This is a genomic window from Acidisoma sp. C75, assembly GCF_054665095.1.
This window is the reverse complement of sequence record NZ_BAAFHD010000004.1, coordinates 221,519-236,519: the sequence shown is the minus strand read 5'-3', so window position 1 is coordinate 236,519 and position 15,001 is coordinate 221,519. Positions and strand designations below refer to the sequence as shown.

Genomic DNA, 15,001 nt, shown 5'->3' with positions numbered 1-15,001 from the left:
AATATCTGATTTTTACGTTATACCGAACAAAAGTCGCAATAAAGGTTGAAATTGACCGAAGGATGCACTATTGTGCGTCGCAGCATCATTCTTACAGGAGACCTCGCATGCGCACCCTTCGCAAACTTGTCCTTCAGCCGATCCTCGACCTGCTGGCCCTCAAGCACCACCACCGGTAACGCGCCGGCGCTTCGCGGGCGGTTGATTGCCCGCCGGCAGAGGCGCCCCCCTAGACAGCGCCCTCTGACCACACGAGACTGTGTGCAGAGAGCACAATGAGCACAAATGCTGCGCGCGACCGGCCCGCGCCCCCCCGAGCGCCCGGTACCATCGCCTTGCGGCTCGTTCTGCGCGCAGCCTTCGGCTTTCTCAGGGCCCTCGGGCCGCAGCGCGCCTCGAACCTCGCCGGCGGCGTAGCCGCGGCGATCGGCCCGCGGCTCGGCGCTTCCCGCGTGGCCGACCGCAATCTCCGCCAAGCCTTCCCCACGCTCTCCGCCGCCGAACGCAAGCGCATCATTGCCGCCGTCTGGTGCAACCTCGGCCGCAACGTCGGCGAATTGCCGCATCTCGCCGCTCTCCACCACAACGCGGCAGGCCCTGGCTGGGAGATTCTCGGCCGCGAACATCTGCCAGAGGGCCCAGCCATTTTCTTCTCCGCCCATTGCGGCAATTGGGAGATGATCCTGCCCATCGCCGCCCAGCTTGGCCGCCGCATCTCCGGCGCCTATCGCCGGGCCTCCAACCGCGCGGTGGAAGAGGTCGTGCAATCGCTGCGCGCCGCGGCGCATGGGCCGGATGTCAGCATGTTCCCGAAAGGCGCGGCCGGGGCACGCGCAGCCATGGGCCATCTCGCCAGCGGTGGCTCGCTCGGCCTCCTGGTCGATCAGAAGATGAATGACGGCATCCCCGTGCCCTTCTTCGGCCGCGATGCGATGACGGCACCGGCCGCGGCGCAGCTCGCGCTCCGCTTCAACCTGCCGCTGGTGCCGATCCATATCGTGCGGCTGGGGCCGGCGCGGCTGCGCATGGTCTGCGAAGCGCCGCTCGACATTCCGCGCAGCGGAGACCGCGCCGCCGATACCCAGGCCCTTACCGCCGCGATGACGGCCCGGGTGGAAGCCTGGGTTCGGGCAGATCCCGCCTCCTGGCTCTGGCTGCATCGGCGCTGGCCCAAGGGATAGCGGCTGAAGCCGGCGTTTGAAGCTGCCCGCCACGCATGGCATAAGGTAAGAGCGGCCCTGCTTCCCGGACGCTTGCCGAAAGGACGCGCGATGAACCGCCTTCTTTACGCCTTCGCCCTGGCTCTCACCCTGGTTCCGGCCCTCGCCCATGCGGGCGCTACGGGCTGCACGGACGCGCAGAAAAAGGCGATGAACCATAACGCGGCGGACCCGACCCGACCCGGGGTGATCGGCGGCTGCGGCACCAATCCCGTCAAAGTCGATGATTTCAACCGGCAACAGAAGCAATTGCAGAACAAGAAGATCATCCAGGGGCCGCCGAAGCTGAATAACGGCCAGAGCTTCTAGTCTCAGATGCGGAGCCCGGCACACCAGCGCATATGACCCCGTGCGCAGCTTTGATCACTGTGCCGGTCTTCGCCGGTATCAAATGAAAATCCCGGTCCAGAAGTTCGTTAGCGAAAGCTGCAGGCATTATACGAACTTTTGAATCAGTCGGACACGAGCGCGCTCTCTTGATTCTCGTGCGGCTTCCGGTTCCAAAGTTGCTCTCCAGGCTTGCCGGGAGCGTCTGGGAAGTTCGCAACCGCCACCCTCGTTGATCTGAACCAGCGAGGCGCTCCGTCCGCACAAAACGCGACGGAAAATGCAAAAGCAGCTTGCGCGCGTTACCTGCTGACGGCAAGCGGCTCCGCGCGGCATGCATCGCAATCATGCGCGCGCCCGGAAAAACCGGCACAAATCCTTCAGATAACCATCACTTCGCGCAAGAACGTAAGTTCGTTTTGTTTTCAAAACATTATCTCAATGAATCGCTAACGAAGGTGATACTATACGCTGTTGAAGTGCAATGGAGGTTTCACTGGTGTTCAGGCTCAGCTGGCTCGGCGGAAGAAATTCCAAGGCCATCCTCGAGGCATTGTCCTCGTCCATCGGGATTATCGAGTTCAGCCCCGATGGCAAGGTTCTCCATGCCAACGAGAATTTCTGCCGGATACTCGGCTATAGCCTGGCGGAGATAAAGGGGCAGCATCACAGCATCTTTCTCGATCCGCACGCAGCGAGCCACCCCGACTACAAGGAATTCTGGCGCAAGCTCGGACGCGGGGAATTTGATGCCGGTGAATACAAGCGCATCGGCAAAGGCGGCCGCGAAGTATGGCTTCAGGCCTCCTACAATCCCGTCAAGAACTTGAACGGCACCGTCATCAAGGTCGTCAAGCAAGCCACCGATATCACGGCACAAAAGCTGCGCAATGCCGAGACCCGCGGCACGCTCGACGCGATTTCGCGCGCACAGGCCGTCATCGAATTCACCCCAGACGGAGACATCATCACCGCCAACGAGAATTTTCTCCAGGCGATGGGTTATCGCCTGGAGGAACTCCAGGGCAGAAAGCATAGCCTGTTCGTTGATCCGGCAGCCGTGAACTCTCCGGACTACGCCGCTTTCTGGCAGCGACTTGCATCGGGCGAATACGTTGCGGCCGAGTTCAAGCGGATCGGGAAGGGCGGCAAGGAAGTTTGGCTGCAGGCTTCCTATAATCCGATCTTCGATCTCAACAACAAGGTCACGAAGGTCATCAAGTTCGCGACGGATATCACCGAGCGCGTCCGCGCGGTGCACGGCGTGGCCCATGGCTTGAAGGAACTTGCCGCGAATAACCTCCGCTATCGTCTCACGGAGGCCTTCACCCCGGAGTTCGAGCCGGTCCGGCTTGATTTCAACACTTCGCTCGAAAAGCTCGAAGCGACGATCACCTCGATTTCCGAGACGGCGCAGGGCGTTCGCAGCGGGGCGCGGGAGATCACCGAGGCATCGGACGATCTCGCGCGGAGAACCGAGCAGCAGGCGGCCAACCTCGAGGAGACCGCAGCCGCGCTGGACGAGATCACCGCAACCGTCAGGCGAACCGCGGAAAGTGCCACCCAGGCGCGCCAACTCGTCAGCAGCACGAAATCGGACGCGGAGCGCTCCGGCCAGGTGGTGACGGATACGGTCAGCGCCATGTCCGGCATCGAAAACTCCTCGAAGCAAATCGGCAGCATCATCGGCGTGATCGACGAGATCGCCTTTCAGACCAACCTTCTCGCGCTGAATGCCGGGGTCGAGGCGGCGCGGGCAGGCGATGCCGGGCGCGGCTTCGCCGTGGTGGCGACGGAAGTTCGCGCCCTGGCGCAACGCTCCGCCGATGCCGCCAAGGAGATCAAGACGCTGATCTCCGCCTCGGGTCAGCAGGTTGATACGGGTGTCAAGCTGGTCGGCGAAACCGGCAGGGCGCTCTCCAACATCCTCGGGCATGTGACGCGGCTGAACGACCTGATCGTCGATATCGCCGCCTCGGCGGAAGAGCAGTCCACCGGGCTCGGGCAAGTCAATACCGCGGTCAACCAGATGGATCAGGTGACGCAACAGAACGCCGCCATGGTCGAGCAATCGACGGCGGCGAGCCACAGCCTGTCGCGCGAGGCGGAAACCCTGTCGCATCTCGTGGCCCGCTTCCGCATCGAGGGAGATGACGCGGGGGCGAGGGATCGAGAGGCCGCGCCCAGCGCCGCGCACCGCGCCCCCGCGGCGGTCAGCCGGCAGCCCGCCTCCATGACAGCCCGCCGCGGGGAAAGACTGCTGCCTGCATCGCCGCCGTCTAAGGCACCTTTGGGTAAGGTGGCGCCGGCCAAGGCGCGGCCGGCTGAGGCACGACCTGCCGAGCCGCTACAGGCTGCCAATGGCCCGTCCAGAGCCACGCTTTCCCCCGCGCCGCGCCGGGGTCCGGCCCTGGCGGAAGCCGAGGATGATGGCTGGGCGGAGTTCTGAAGCCTCGGGCGGCATCGCGTCGGGCACGACGAGAGCGGAACCTCGTCGCTCACGCGCCGTCGTATCCGCTCTCGCTATGTGTTGCGTGAGCATCTGCGCCTGGTCAGATGCGTGAATCCAGCCAGGATCCGCTCGAAATGCCGTTTCAGTACGACAGAACGCATGTGGCTCAGCGGATCGGCCGCGTGCACGCCGGAAGCGTCAGGCGCGGCGCTCGGGATAGGTAATGGCGAGCACTTCGATCCGCTCCGGCCCGCGCGGGGTGCGCACTGTCACCTCATCGCCCTGACGAGCCCGCAGCAGAGCGAGGGCGATGGGCGAGGCGATGCTGATCTTCCCCTCCGCCATATCCGCCTCGTCCACGCCGACGATGGTGACCCGCCGTTCCTCGTCCCGCTCGGTCGCGTAGGTCACGGTTGCGCCAAAAAACACGCGGTCCCGCTGGGTCTGGGCGGTTGGATCCACCACCTCGGCATGGGCGATACGGCGCATGAGGAAGCGCAGCCGGCGGTCGATCTCCCGCAAGCGCCGCTTGCCCTCCTTGTAATCCGCATTCTCGCTGCGATCGCCATTGCCGGCGGCCCAGGAGACGATCTCGACGACCCTGTGCCGCTCCTCGCGCCGCGCGGCGAGTTCCGCCTCCAGCCGGGCAAAGCCCTGCGGCGTCATGTAGAACTTGCCCCCCGGCAAGGGGGGCGGGCCGTCGTCTTCGTCATCCTCATCACGCGTCATGGCGAGGCTTCTAGAGCAGATCCCGCCGCGATGGGATAGGCGGCGCAGACAGCGCCCGCCCCGCATGAGGCTTATCAGCCGACACGGCTTTATCTGGCGCCTTCTCTTCCCTAGGGTCGCGCCGATGTTTTGTGCAACCGGCCGGAGACGCCCCGATGAGTGACAGCCCCGCCTATGTGCCGCCCCAGGTCTGGACCCCGCCTGCCGAACCGGCCGGGCGATTCGCCTCGATCAACCGCCCCGTGGCCGGGGCCACGCATGAGAAGGAGTTGCCGACCGGCCAGCATCCGCTGCAGCTCTATTCGCTCGCCACGCCGAACGGCGTGAAGGTCACGGTGATGCTGGAGGAGCTGCTCGCTCTCGGCCATGCAGGTGCGGAGTATGATGCCTGGCTCATTCGCATCGGCGATGGCGATCAGTTCGGCAGCGGGTTCGTCGCGGTCAATCCCAACTCCAAAATCCCGGCGCTGCTCGACAGAAGCGGCGCGGCGCCGGTGCGTGTCTTCGAATCGGGCTCGATCCTGGTCTATCTGGCGGAGAAGTTCGGCGCCTTCCTGCCCGCTTCCGGCCCTGCCCGCACCGAGGTGTTGAACTGGCTCTTCTGGCAGATGGGCTCCGCCCCCTTCCTCGGTGGCGGCTTCGGGCATTTCTACACCTATGCCCCGGAGAAGCTTGAATACCCGATCAACCGCTTCGCGATGGAGGCGAAGCGCCAGATGGATGTGCTGAACCGGCTGCTGGCGGAGCGCACCTTCATCGCCGGGGAAGACTACAGCATCGCCGATATGGCGATCTGGCCGTGGTATGGCCAGCTCGCGCTCGGCGCGCTCTACAACGCCGGGGAATTTCTTTCGGTCCATGAATACAAGCATGTGGTGCGCTGGGCGGAGATGATCGCGGCGCGGCCGGCGGTGCGCCGTGGCCGCCGGGTCAATCGCATCATGGGGCCGGAGGAAGAGCAGTTGGCGGAGCGCCATTCGGCAGCCGACTTCGATCAGAGCGCAGCCCAGGCAAGCGTGCAGGCCTGACGGGAAAGGGCGCGGCCGGACGAGATCAGTCCGGCCGGACCGGGCGCTCCCGAAGCTCGGTTGCCTTACGCGCCGGCGCTCAGGCGCTCGGGGCCAGCGACGGCCCCCTGCTTGCGAGCAGGCTTGCCAGCTTGGCGCGCAAGGTCGCCGGCGAGCAGGGCTTGCCGCAGACCGCCGCACCGGGATAGCGCTGCTCCAGCGTGCGCTGGTCCGCATGGCCGGAGTGGAAGATGATCGGTACCCCCGCCTCCCGCAGCCGATCTGCCACCGGATAGACCTCGCCATCCCGCAGCCGAACGTCAAGAATGGCGCAGACCGGCCGTGGCAGGCCGGCGCTCAGCGCCGCCAGGGTTTCCTGCAAGGTGCCATAGGGCCCTTCCACCGCGAGGCCGCTTTCCTCCACGGTGATCTGAACGTCGAGGGCGACGAACAACTCATCCTCGACCAACAAGACCCGTTCAGGCATGCCGCGCTCAGGCATCGATCAGAACCCTCCGCGGCAGGATCAGCTCAAGCGCGAAGTAGCCTGGCCGCGCCTCGCGGTTCACCCGCGCGCCAAGCTGGCGGGAGGAGGTCTCCACCAGCAGAGTGCCGAACCCAGTGCCGGGCTTCGGAGCTGCGATGCGGCTGCTTTCCTCACGCCAGTCAAACACCAGACCGTCTCCTTTGACCCGCCAGGAAAGTGCCAGACTGCCACCTGGCCCAGCGCCCAGCGCGCCATATTTGACCGAATTGGTTGCCCATTCATGAAGCATCAGCGCGAGCGGCGAGAGGCAGCCGCGATCAATCAACACGTCCGGGCCAGCCACGCTTATCTGGGCATGGTCACGATAGGGGGCAAGGGTCGTGTCGATAAGATCCGCAAGGCCGATGGTGCGATCCTCGCCGATCGGGGAAGCCAGCGAATGCGCCTGGCCGAGCGCCACCACCCGCTCCCGCAGGTCGAGCGCGAAGGTGCCAACATCCTGGTGCGACCGGGCCGCCGCCGTCACCATGCCGCCGATGATGGCGAAGAGGTTCTTCACCCGATGGTTCATCTCGCGCAGCATCAACTCGCGCGTATCGGATAGCGCGTATTCCGCCGTCACGTCGATCGAGACGCCGAGGATGCGGGGGGCGCCGGCCTGGCCGGTGAGGCGCCCGAAACTCTTGATCCAGCGCACCGAACCCGGCTGGGTGCGAAGGCGGAAGCTCGCCGCGAAATCCCCCTCCCCGCGCACGGTACGCTCAAGGAGGGAGGTGACGCTATCCCGATCCTCGGGCTCGATCCGGCGCAACAAGGCAGCCAGCGGAAGCGCCTCCTGCTCGGGCAGATCGAAGAGCCGGCTCTCGGCCGGGTCGAGCCGCACCTCGTCCTTCTGCGGGCTGTATTCCCAGATGCCGATGCCGCCCGCGGTGATCGCGAGATCGAGCCGCTGACGCTCGGCGGCGAGCGCGCGTTCGAGCGTGAGCGCCTCGGTGATATCGGTGAGCACGAGGGTCGCCGCCTGGGTCAGCCCACTCTGGCTACGATAGGGGAGGATGCGGAGAGCATAGCTGCTGCGCCCATCGCGGCCCACCACCCGGCGCTGGATGGCGGGGCCGCCGAGCGCCACGGTGCGCGCATCCTCAAGATAGTCGGTCTCGCCAAGCCGGCTCGATACATCGCCGAGGGGCCGCCCCTTGTCCGAAGGCTGGAGGGGAAAGATCGCGGTCGCCGCCTCGGTAAAGCTCCGCACGCGCAGATCGGGATCGACCACGATCACGGCGAGTTCGGTCGATTGCAGGAAGTTGCGCAGATCAGAATTGGCGACCGTGAGCTGATCGACCTTGCTTTTCAGCTCGTCATTAACGGTCGCCAGCTCCTCGTTGGTCGATTGCAACTCCTCGTTCATCGACATCATTTCTTCATTGGAACTTTTCAGCTCCTCATTCGCGGTCTCCAGCTCCTCCACGGCGCTGCGCAGCCGATGGCGGGTGAGGCGCAGCTCCTCCTCCAACCCCTCGACGACATCGCCGCCGAGATCGAGCTCGGCGATGTCCGGATCGTCCGCCCGGGCGAAGGGGCCGGTATCGCGAATGACGAAGAGGAAGGTGCCGTCTCCCAGCGGATCGCAGACGATCTCGACCGGCTGTTGGCCGAATTCGCTGCTCACCGTCACGTCCCGCGCGCGGACGGGCTTGCGCTCCTCGCGCACGCGGCGCAGCAGGGGCCCGAGCACATCGCGCAATCCGGGCCGCGCCAGCATCGTAATGCTCGATCCGCCGGTGCGGGTAACGGGGAAATTGAAGTAGCGGCTGAGGCGGCCGTGGGCGGCGAGGATGCCGCCATCCTGATCGACGACGAGGCTGGGCGGGGCATAGCGTTCGAGCAGCCGGCGGGTCGCCGCGCTTTCATCCTCAAAGCTGCTTTCGGTCTCGCGCGTCACCCGGCTGCGCCATGGCGGGGCCGAGCCGCGCTGGCCGGGCAGGTCAATCGGGTAGCTCGGCGCGCCGGGCGAGCGCAGGAAAAGCCGCGCGTGCTGGTCGATCGGCGGGAACAGGTGCTCGAAGCGGCCAACGCTTTCCGAGGGGCCGAGAAAGAGCACGCCGCCGGGCTTGAGCGCGTAATGCAAAAGCGGCAGGACCGATTGCTGCAGCCGCTCGCCGAAATAGATCAGCAGGTTACGGCAAGAGAGAAGATCGATCCGGGAAAACGGCGGATCCTTGACCAGGCTGTGGTTGGAGAAGCGGATGAGATCGCGCACCGGCCCGGCAATCGAAAACCGGTCCCCATGCGGCATGGCATAGCGCTCGCGGAGCGGCGCCGGAATATCGGCGAGCGCACTGGCCGGATAGGTGCCTTCGCGGGCGATCTGCAGCATCTGCTCGTCGATATCGGTCGCGAAGATCTGCACGCCGGGGCGTGTGCCGAGACTGCGCGCCACCTCGGCGAAGAGCATGGCGATGCTATAGGCCTCCTCGCCGCTGGAGCAGCCCGGCACCCAGACCCGCAGATCCTCCTCATCGCGCGGCTCGCGCCGCAGCATCGGCTCGATCGCCCGGGCGCGGAGCATCTCGAACAATTCGGCATCCCGGAAGAACCGGGTGACATTGATGAGGAGATCGCGAAAGAGCGCGCCCCGCTCCGCCGCATCACCGCGCAGGCGTTGCAGATATTGCCCCGCCGCGGTGATGCCGAGCACGTGCATCCGCCGCTCTACCCGGCGGATGAGGGTGGAGCGTTTGTAGCCGGCGAAATCATGCCCGATGGTGCCGCGCAGCACCCGGCAGAGATCATCGACATGATCGGCGATGCCTGCCGCCGGGCTGCCCTTGCCCTCGCCGTCCTTGCGGGCGAAGAAATTGCGCAGGCATTCCAAAATATCGCCCGACGGGCAGATGAAATCGACCAGGCCGGTGCCGACGGCGGAGAGCGGCATGCCGTCGTAACGCGCCGTCTCCGGCTGCTGGACGATGCAGACGCCACCGTTTTCCTTCACCGCGCGCAGCCCCGTGGTGCCATCCGCCCCGGTGCCGGAGAGGATGACGCAGGCGGCCAGCGCCTGTTGATCGGACGCGAGCGAGAGGAAGAAATCGTCGATCGGGCGGCGCAGCCCGCGCGGCTGGGCGAAATCCGTCAGCTCCAGCACGCCCTGGCGGATGGCGAGTCCACGCCCCGGCGGGATGATATAGACCCGATCCGCCGCCAGCCGCTCACCCCCCTCGCATTGATGGACGGCGAGAACCGTGTGCCGATCCAGCAATTGCGCCAGCATGCTTTCATGATTGGGATCGAGATGCTGGACGACGACGAAGGCCATGCCGGTCGGCAGGCGCGCCGCCCCCAGCATGTCGCGCAGCGCTTCGAGACCGCCGGCAGACGCGCCGATGCCGACCACCGGCAGGCGATCCGCCGCCACCATCGCGGGCGCGACGTCGTTCATGCCGCGTCGCCTGCGCCCGCCTCTGCCAGCGTCAATTTCGCCTGGGCAATCGCGGCGGCCGTGTTGCCGATGGTGATCAGTGAGCTTTCGATGATCATGCCATGCTCGGCGAGCGCCGGGCTGAGGCGGGAAAAGGTATCGCCCAGCGCCGAATCGTAGGCCGCGAGCATCTTCGGCTGCGAACGGCTGATGTCGAACTGGGAGGCGAGGATATAGGGCGTCGCGCCGTTCTGCCGCCGCAGCTTGGTCATGGTGAGGAGATTGACAAAGGGCTGCCCGTCCTTGCGGAAATTGAGGATCATCACCCGCACCTGCGCCGGCTCGGCAGCACTCAGGAAGGCGCGCAGCTTGGCCCGCGCCTCCGCGTTATCGGCATCTTTCTGGAGAAAGCGGCAGTTTCGCCCGATGATCTCGGACAAGGCATAGCCAGTCAGCCGCTCGAAAGCACTGTTGACGAAGGCGAGCGCGTGCTGGCCCCCGGCCAAAGCAAGCGAGAGCGCCACGGGAGAACGCTCAAAATAGCCGTTGAGCTGCGGGGGTATCGTTTCAATCGTCACGCGCGTTTTTCCACCAAAGCGAAGCTAGCCGGGCGCCTGGGGGGGTTCAACCCCGGTCCCGAACTTGTGTTCAGGGCCGATCCGGCAGATTGTCGGGCTGGAAAAGCCGAGGGAGGCGCGGGATATGGCGGAGATCGGCGCGGCGCTCGCCCATACGCCCTGGTGGGTTTACGTGCTTCTGGTGGTCCTCGTCCGGCGTGGGCTCGCTGCCCGCCAGCCGGCGGTGCATGGCTTCGGCCGGCTACTCATCGTGCCGTTGCTGTTCACGCTCTGGGGCATCTGGGAAATGATCACCGTGCTGCATCCCGGCCTTTTGCTGGTGGTGCTCTGGTTCCTCGGCCTCGCGCTCGGCGCCGCCATCGGGCAGGCGCTGCTGCGCGGCCTGCGGGTGCGGGCGGACCATGCGCGCTGGCTGATCGGCCGGCCGGGTGACATGACCCTCCTGCCCATCGTGCTCCTCAGCTTCGCGGTGAAATACGCCTTCGCCTATGCGCTCGGGGCCGATCCGGGGCTGGCGGCGAGCACGGGTTTCGCGGCCCTCGACATTGCGGCTTCGGGCGCGATCAGCGGCGTTTTCATCGGCAAGCTCGCGGTCTATTGGCGGGCCTTCCGCGCTGCCCCCTCGGAGCCGCTGGTGCCCATGCAGGGCAACGGCTCACCCCCGCTCAGGACATGATGAGCCCGCCATCGACATTGATCGTCTGACCGGTGATATAGGCGGCATCGGGGCCCGCGAGGAAGGCGACGAGCCCGGCGACATCCCCGCCCTTGCCAGCGCGACCCATCGGGATGTTGCGCACCCATTCCGCCATCAACGCGCCGGGCGCGTAATTGCCGAGCAGCTTGCCCCAGGCGCTGTCATTATAGGCCCACATCTCGGTCTCAATGATGCCGGGGCAGAAAGCGTTGACGGTGATCCCCTCCTTCGCCACTTCCTTGGCAAGGCTCTGGGTGAGCCCGACGACGCCGAATTTGCTCGCAGCGTAATGGGGCGTGAAGATGAAGCCCTGCCGCGCCTGGCCGGAGGCGGTATTGATGAGGCGCCCACCGCGCCCGCCCTTCCGCATCCGCCGGATCGCCGCCTGGCAGCAGAGAAAGACGCCCTTGGTGTTGACATCCATCACCCGGTCCCACTCCGCTTCCGTCATCTCCTCGATGCGCGCGATGGTGATGACCCCGGCATTCTGCACCGAGATATCGACGCCGCCGAAGCGCTCCTCGGCGAGATCGTAGATGCGGGCGACATCCTCCACCTGCGTCACATCCGCGACGATGCCGGCGACCCTCCCATCCTCGCCGCCGAGTGCCGCCGCCGTTTCATGAACCAAGAGCTCGTTCGCGGCGAGCACGACCGCCGCCCCCTCGCGCAGGAAACGCTCGGCGATGGCAGCGCCGATGCCGCGGCTGCCACCGGTGATGACGGCGACCTTGCCTTCCAGAAACCCCATGACGCACGCTCCCCTTTTTCAGGCCGCCGCAGCGTCGAGCCAGGCAGCCGTATATTGATCGGTGATGAGAACATCGATGAGATGGCCGCGCATCGCGCCGAGGATCGCCGCGCGCTTACGCGTGCCGCCCGCCACCGCCACCACGCGCTTTGCCGCGCGCAGGCCGGCAAGGCCGATGCCGATCACCCGTTCCTGGAAAGCCGAGGGTACCGGCGCGCCATGCGCATCGAAGAAGTTGAGGCAGATATCCCCGACAGCGCCGAGGCGTGCAAGCTCGGCCAATTCGTCGGGTGTAAAGACATTGCCGCTATCGGCCAGCAGCTTCGAGGGTTCAACCCCGCCGATGCCGACCAGAGCGGTGGTGATTTCGGAGAAGGAGCGCATCGTCTCCTGCACGAAGGGATCGCTGAGCAAGGCTTCCTGCGCCGTCTTGGAGTGCGTGACACCTTGCGTCGCCAAGGGCTGCGGCTGCGCACCGACGAGTTGGGCGAGCCGGCGGGTGAGATTGGTCGCGTGCTTCTGCACGCTCGGATCGCCCATGCCGCCGAGGATCTGCACCACCCGGCCGCCGCTGCCCTTGCGCTGCGGATGGATGTTCTCGACCGTGTGCAGCAGGGATTCGCTCCAAGAGGAGATGCCGATGATCTCGCCCGGCTGCAGCGTCGTCTCCAGATAATGCGCCGCCGCCTCCCCCATCCGACGGAGGATCTGTCCCTCACGCTCCTCGGCGCATTCGGCGATGATGACCTCCCGCAGGCCGAATTTGCGGCAAAGGCTCTCCTCACATTCCGGGAAGGTGCCGGATGGCGTCTGCACGCTGATGCGGACGATATTCTCCTCCCGCGCGCGGCGCAGGAGGCGGGAAATCGTCGCCTGCGAGATCATCAGCCGTTCGGCGATATCGGCCTGCCTCATCTCCTCCAGGTGATACATCCGGGCGACGCGCGCGATGAGGCGAAGTTCATCGGGTCTCGGCAAGATCGGTCCTTCACCAGCAGACGAAGCCGCCATCGACCAGGAGATCGACCCCTGTCACGAACGAAGCGGCGCGGCTGACAAGAAATACGGCCGGACCGACCAGTTCGTCCACCCGCGCCATGCGGCCAAGCGGCGTATCGGCCTCGAACTGCTTCACCTGATCGGCGACTTCAGGGCGGATGTTCATCGGCGTCGCCGTATAGCCAGGGCTGATCGAGTTCACCCGAATGCCGCGGTCGCTCCATTCCATCGCGAGCGACTTGGAGAGATGGATCACTGCAGCCTTGGCGCTGTTGTAATGGGCTTGCAGCAGGCCGCGATTGACGATGACGCCAGACATCGACGCGATATTGACGATCGCGCCGCGCCGCCGAGGGAGCATGACGCGCGCTTGCGCCTGGGCGGAGAGGAAAACACCGGTGACGTTGACATCGTACATGCGCTGCCATTGCGCCTGCCCCATCTCCTCCGCCGGAGCGGCATTGGCGATTCCTGCGCAATTGAGGCCGATCGAGAGGGGGCCGAGCGCCTCGGCGGCCTGCACCGCCGCCGCCAGATCTTCCGCGCGCGTCACGTCCCCGGTGGCGACTGCGGCGCGGCCCCCAAGCGCCCCGATCCGCCCGGCCGTCTCGGCCAGCCCCTGGCTTGTTGGCAGATCAAAGCAAAGAACGTCAGCACCCGCTTGGGCGAGCCCCACCGCCAGGCGCTGGCCGATGCCGCTGCCGGCACCCGTTACGAGCGCCACCTCACCTGTCAAATCGAACAGATCCATCCTTGCCCTCCCCTCCCCTCTCTCGTCCCGCGCCCACGCTTCACGCCGTCGCCAGCGCCATGACCGCGATATTGTTGGCGTCCTTGCGGTCGAGCACGCCCATCTGCCGCCCGCGCGCCAGTACCATCACCCGGTGCGACAGCCCGAGCACTTCCTCAAGGTCCGAACTCACCACGATCACCGCCATGCCGCTCCGCGCGAGATCGGCGATCACCTCGTAAATCGCCGCCCGCGCGCCAACATCGATGCCGCGCGTCGGCTCATCGAGAATGAACACTTTGGGCGCGCGGGCCACCCAGCGGGCGATCACCACCTTCTGCTGGTTGCCGCCCGAGAGATAGCGCGCCTGCTGCCCTGCCCGCCCCTTCACGCCGAGCCGTTCGATCAGCGCGGTTGCGAAGTCCCGCACCCGGCGTGGCCCGATCCAGCCGTGGCGGCCGACGCGGTCCATATTGCCGAGCGCCAGATTGTCCCCGATCGTCTGCTCCAGCAGCACGCCCTGGCCCTTGCGATCCTCCGGCACCAGCACGATGCCGGCAGCGATCGCCTCGGCGGGGCTGCGCAGCGGCACGTCCCGCCCATCAAGCGTAATGCGGCCCGCGGCAATGGGATCGGCGCCGGCGATGGCGCGCACAAGCTCCGTCCGCCCAGCACCCACGATGCCGGCGATGCCGAAGATCTCGCCCTCCCGCACGCTGAAGCTGATATCGCGAAAGGCCCCGTCGGCAGCTGTCAGTCCGCTCAAGGTCAGCACTTCGCGTGGGCGCGGCGGCGCCATGGTGGGAAAGAGCCGGTCGATACTGCGGCCCACCATGTCTTGCAGCAGAAGATCGACCGGCACCTGCGCCGTCTCGTGCTCGGCCACCTTCCGGCCGTCGCGCAACACCACCACGCGGTCGGCGATGCGGGCGATCTCTTCCAGCCGGTGGCTGATGTAGATGAAGGAATAGCCCTCCGCCTTCAGCCCCGCGATCTGGGTGAAGAGCCGGTCGGTCTCTCCGCCACCCAAGGCGGCTGTCGGCTCGTCGAGGATCAGGAGGCGCGCCTTCAGCGTCAGCGCCTTGGCAATCTCCACCTGCTGCTGCGCCGCGACCCACAGCTTGCGCACCGGCGTCTCAGGCGAGATATCGAGGCCAAGGCGGCGCAACTGCTCGGCCGCCTCCGCCCGCATGGCGGCACGATCGATGCGCCCGGCCCGCATCGGCAGGCGCCCGACGAAGACATTCTCGGCGATCGTGAGGTCCGGCAGCAGCCGCATTTCCTGGTGGATGAGGCCGACGCCATGGGCCATGGCATCGCCCGGGGAGGCCGGGGCATAGGCGCCTCCCTCCCAGGTCATGCTGCCGGTATCGGGCTGGATGAGGCCCGCGATGATGGCGGAGAGGGTCGATTTGCCGGCGCCATTCTCCCCGAGGAGGGCGACGACCTCGCCCTCCCGCACCGTCAGATCGACATCCTGCAGCACCTGGGTGCCGACGAAGCTTTTGCCCACACCGCGGACGGAAAGGCGCACCGCGCGCCCCTCCGCCGGCCGGAGCCTCGTCGCCTCGCCCGGCGCCGCCATCATCGCTTCCATGATCTGCTT

At 66.2% G+C, this 15,001-nt stretch carries 13 protein-coding genes; 5 read left to right on the top strand and 8 right to left on the bottom strand.

Going from position 1 to position 15,001, the window contains the following annotated elements; translation table 11 throughout:
• Positions 1–275 precede the first annotated feature (275 nt).
• The 3 genes from ACYQ7X_RS07285 to ACYQ7X_RS07275 all read left to right on the top strand — a co-directional run bounded on the left by ACYQ7X_RS07285 (position 276) and on the right by ACYQ7X_RS07275 (position 3,996).
• Positions 276–1,181, top strand: a complete 906-nt coding sequence (locus ACYQ7X_RS07285; RefSeq protein ID WP_459696258.1) for a lysophospholipid acyltransferase family protein — start codon at positions 276–278, stop codon at positions 1,179–1,181.
• Between the two features lie 90 nt (positions 1,182–1,271).
• Positions 1,272–1,529 (top strand): hypothetical protein, encoded by a 258-nt coding sequence (locus tag ACYQ7X_RS07280; protein WP_459696257.1) that lies wholly within the window; start codon positions 1,272–1,274, stop codon positions 1,527–1,529.
• Positions 1,530–2,031: 502 nt separating this feature from the next.
• Positions 2,032–3,996 (top strand): methyl-accepting chemotaxis protein, encoded by a 1,965-nt coding sequence (locus ACYQ7X_RS07275; protein ID WP_459696256.1) that lies wholly within the window; start codon positions 2,032–2,034, stop codon positions 3,994–3,996.
• Positions 3,997–4,197: 201 nt separating this feature from the next.
• On the opposite strand, the gene greB is transcribed toward ACYQ7X_RS07275, so the two are convergent.
• Positions 4,198–4,728 (bottom strand): transcription elongation factor GreB, encoded by a 531-nt coding sequence (gene greB / locus ACYQ7X_RS07270; RefSeq protein ID WP_459696255.1) that lies wholly within the window; start codon positions 4,726–4,728, stop codon positions 4,198–4,200.
• Between the two features lie 155 nt (positions 4,729–4,883).
• Between greB and yghU the strand changes: the two genes are divergently transcribed.
• Positions 4,884–5,756, top strand: coding sequence for a glutathione-dependent disulfide-bond oxidoreductase (gene yghU / locus ACYQ7X_RS07265; protein WP_459696254.1), 873 nt, complete (start codon positions 4,884–4,886; stop codon positions 5,754–5,756).
• A gap of 79 nt (positions 5,757–5,835) precedes the next feature.
• Here the strand turns inward: yghU and ACYQ7X_RS07260 are convergent, their stop codons facing one another.
• Genes ACYQ7X_RS07260 through ACYQ7X_RS07250 form a run of 3 tightly spaced genes read right to left on the bottom strand, consistent with a single transcriptional unit; the run spans position 5,836 to position 10,218 of the window.
• Positions 5,836–6,222 (bottom strand): response regulator, encoded by a 387-nt coding sequence (locus ACYQ7X_RS07260; RefSeq protein ID WP_459696252.1) that lies wholly within the window; start codon positions 6,220–6,222, stop codon positions 5,836–5,838.
• A gap of 7 nt (positions 6,223–6,229) precedes the next feature.
• Positions 6,230–9,661: a chemotaxis protein CheB gene (locus ACYQ7X_RS07255; protein WP_459696251.1), complete on the bottom strand. Its 3,432-nt coding sequence runs from the start codon at positions 9,659–9,661 to the stop codon at positions 6,230–6,232.
• Positions 9,658–10,218 carry a PAS domain-containing protein gene (locus tag ACYQ7X_RS07250; RefSeq protein ID WP_459696250.1) on the bottom strand — a complete coding sequence of 187 codons (561 nt, stop codon included), beginning with the start codon at positions 10,216–10,218 and terminating at the stop codon, positions 9,658–9,660. Before ACYQ7X_RS07250 ends, ACYQ7X_RS07255 begins: the two co-directional genes overlap by 4 nt.
• A 124-nt stretch (positions 10,219–10,342) precedes the next feature.
• Here ACYQ7X_RS07250 and ACYQ7X_RS07245 point away from each other — a divergent pair, with 124 nt between their 5' ends.
• Entirely contained in the window at positions 10,343–10,894 is a 552-nt protein-coding gene (locus ACYQ7X_RS07245) for a hypothetical protein (protein WP_459696249.1), read from the top strand.
• On the opposite strand, the gene ACYQ7X_RS07240 is transcribed toward ACYQ7X_RS07245, so the two are convergent.
• Genes ACYQ7X_RS07240 through ACYQ7X_RS07225 form a run of 4 tightly spaced genes read right to left on the bottom strand, consistent with a single transcriptional unit; the run spans position 10,884 to position 14,992 of the window.
• Positions 10,884–11,666 carry an SDR family oxidoreductase gene (locus ACYQ7X_RS07240; protein ID WP_459696248.1) on the bottom strand — a complete coding sequence of 261 codons (783 nt, stop codon included), beginning with the start codon at positions 11,664–11,666 and terminating at the stop codon, positions 10,884–10,886. The two genes, ACYQ7X_RS07245 and ACYQ7X_RS07240, sit on opposite strands and share 11 nt — an antisense overlap.
• An 18-nt stretch (positions 11,667–11,684) precedes the next feature.
• A complete protein-coding gene (locus ACYQ7X_RS07235; RefSeq protein WP_459696247.1) occupies positions 11,685–12,644 on the bottom strand; it encodes a sugar-binding transcriptional regulator in 960 nt (319 codons plus the stop codon).
• Between the two features lie 10 nt (positions 12,645–12,654).
• Entirely contained in the window at positions 12,655–13,416 is a 762-nt protein-coding gene (locus ACYQ7X_RS07230) for an SDR family oxidoreductase (protein ID WP_459696246.1), read from the bottom strand.
• A 40-nt stretch (positions 13,417–13,456) separates the two neighbouring features.
• Positions 13,457–14,992, bottom strand: a complete 1,536-nt coding sequence (locus tag ACYQ7X_RS07225; protein WP_459696245.1) for a sugar ABC transporter ATP-binding protein — start codon at positions 14,990–14,992, stop codon at positions 13,457–13,459.
• Positions 14,993–15,001 lie beyond the last annotated feature (9 nt).